3 protein-coding genes are annotated in these 2,431 nt (G+C 60.3%); 1 reads left to right on the top strand and 2 read right to left on the bottom strand.

Features of this window, described 5'->3' with window-relative positions; all coding sequences use genetic code 11:
- On the top strand, nucleotides 1-725 hold a 725-nt coding region (asnA, locus tag HMPREF9538_RS14560), incomplete at its 5' end, for an aspartate--ammonia ligase (RefSeq protein ID WP_009485028.1).
- Between the two features lie 3 nt (nucleotides 726-728).
- Here asnA and viaA read toward each other — a convergent pair.
- Complete coding sequence (viaA, locus tag HMPREF9538_RS14565; protein WP_009485027.1) at nucleotides 729-2,177, bottom strand: ATPase RavA stimulator ViaA; 1,449 nt, start codon at nucleotides 2,175-2,177, stop codon at nucleotides 729-731.
- A partial coding sequence (locus HMPREF9538_RS0127595) for an ATPase RavA domain-containing protein (RefSeq protein ID WP_009485026.1) occupies nucleotides 2,174-2,431 on the bottom strand: 258 nt, incomplete at its 5' end. The genes viaA and HMPREF9538_RS0127595, both read right to left, overlap by 4 nt.

The raw sequence follows: 2,431 nt of genomic DNA, 5'->3' as shown, positions 1-2,431 counted from the left end.
AAGGGCTGTACACGCACATGAAAGCCCTTCGCCCCGATGAAGACCGTCTGACGCCTATCCATTCCGTCTATGTTGACCAGTGGGACTGGGAGCGCGTGATGGGGGATGAAGAGCGTCACGTCGGCACCCTGAAGGCAACCGTCGAGGCGATCTACGCCGGGATCAAAGCCACCGAGCTGGCGGTCAGCCAGGAGTTTGGCCTGACGCCGTTCCTGCCGGAACAGATCCATTTTGTTCACAGCCAGGAGCTGCTGAGCCGCTATCCGGAGCTTGATGCCAAAGGTCGTGAGCGGGCTATTGCCAAAGAGCTGGGCGCCGTCTTCTTAATTGGTATCGGCGGCAAACTAGCTGATGGCAAGCGCCACGACGTGCGTGCGCCGGATTATGATGACTGGAGTACTGAGGTTTCTGAAGGTTTTGCCGGCCTGAACGGCGATATCCTGGTGTGGAACCCGGTGCTGGAGGATGCGTTCGAGATCTCCTCGATGGGGATCCGCGTTGACGCCGAGGCGCTAAAGCGCCAGCTGGCGCTGACCGGCGATGAAGATCGCCTGAAACTGGAGTGGCACCAGGCGCTGCTGCGCGGCGAGATGCCGCAGACTATCGGCGGCGGCATTGGCCAGTCTCGTTTGACGATGCTGTTGCTGCAGCTTGACCATATCGGTCAGGTGCAGTGCGGCGTATGGCCGGCGCAGGTTCGCGAAAGCGTTTCCGCGCTGCTGTAACGATTAGCGCCGCCAGCGTCGCAGCAGGCGGCTACGCAGCCCGGTGTCAAAGCGCCAGATATGATCGAAGATGCGCATGATGCCGGGTTTGCCGTGAACCGACATCGCCACCGCGTGAAAACGGTGCTGATGCTTACGCTGTAACTCCCCCACCTGAGCAATCACCTCATCCGGCAACCGTTGGGCAATAAAGTCGGAGATCACCACGGCATCCGCATCCACCCACTGCGGGTTTTGCAAACGTTCAATAATGGCGCGAAAACAGCTGGCCAGATCGGTGCCGCCGCGAAAACGCTGGCTCAGGAAACGGATCACCTGCTCCAGTCCGCTCTCGCTGGTCAACTCGTAATGCACTACTTCGCTGGAAAACAGCATAATGAAGCAGCGACGGTTATCGGCCAGCGCGATGCGCATCAGGGCCAGACAAAAGGCCTTAGCGCACTGTTCGTTAAAACCGCCCATCGATCCTGACGTATCGACGCAGACAATGAACGGCCCGCGCGGTTGCTCATCAAAATCCTGCCGCGTTACCGGGCGTTCGGTAATTTTCTCGCGCCAGGCATCGCCGTGTAGCCGGTAGGTGAGCAGCTGTTTCTCCACCAGCTTGCGATAAAATTCAAACTCCAGCTCCGTGATGCCAAGCGTCGCCAGCTCCGGCGGCAGCAGGCGTAGAATGTCGTCGCTCTGCTGGAGGCCGTCGACCTGTTCAGGCACCGTTGCCGGCTCGCGTACCAGGCTGCGGAAGGTTTCCATCGGCGCATCTTTCTTCGGCACGGATTTCGCTTCCCTTGAACGCCCCAGCTGTTCCGCCAGCTGCAGCAGCTCCGGTTGCTGGTTAAGAAAATCGCCATAGCGCACGATCAGCTGGTAGTCGCCTCGTTTGAGTTCGCCGGCGCTCATATCCCACAGGCGTCCGGCGGCGGTATCATTTTCCGCCAGCACCGGATCGAGCTGACCGCTGAGCGTCATTCGTTCCTGGACCTCACTGAGCAACTGGTCGCGCTCCTCGTCCAGCAGCTGCTGGTTAAGGCTGGTGGCTTGCACCACCAGGCTCAGGCGCCAGCGCTGTAAAAACAGCGTATGCAGCGCCGGGGTAAAGGTGGCATTGTCATCCACCAGCTTCTGCGCCTGGGCGGCAAAAGGGGACTGGAGCTGGTGCAGTTTGCCGAGAATTTGCGGGAGCTGGACGATAAACTGCGAGGTAGAGAGCAGCTGAGCCTGCTGATAGGTTTGCACTTCGGCGTCCAGATCCGGCGGGATGTTAACTTCTTTTAAGCGGGCGCGAACGGCTTCCCGCCAGCGCGGAATATCCGCCGCGATGATGTTTTTCAGGCGGGGAAATTTTTCAAAGAACACCGCCAGTTGAGGAGAGGCCAACAGCGCCAGCAGCATCTCCTCGATCATTCCCTCTTCGCTGACTGCCAGCATGACATTCAGCATATCGAGCGTCATGGCTGCTTCGCCTGTTTAATCTGCGCGCCGACGTCCTGCAGGCTGGCTTCGATTCTTCCCAGCCATTCGACCGGGATAAACAGGCACTTTTGCTGCTCGCTGAAGCGGTTGTGTTGCTGGTGCCACTCATCATCCAGCGCTTCCAGCTGCTGGCGAATTTCCGCCGGCATATTCTCCTGCGCTGCGCTGCCGGGCAGCGCGAGGCCGGGGGGGCGCGGCGCGCGCCGCCCCCCCCCCGCCCCCCCCCCCCCCCC

The sequence above is a fragment of the Klebsiella sp. MS 92-3 genome (assembly GCF_000195655.1).
Taxonomy (GTDB): Bacteria; Pseudomonadota; Gammaproteobacteria; order Enterobacterales; family Enterobacteriaceae; genus Klebsiella; species Klebsiella pneumoniae.
This window is presented reverse-complemented; position numbering and strand designations above follow the sequence as displayed.

Bases quoted from the DNA above. Each gene is read 5' to 3' on its own strand.
- viaA (WP_009485027.1), bottom strand. From the start codon at position 2,177: ATGACGCTCGATATGCTGAATGTCATGCTGGCAGTCAGCGAAGAGGGA.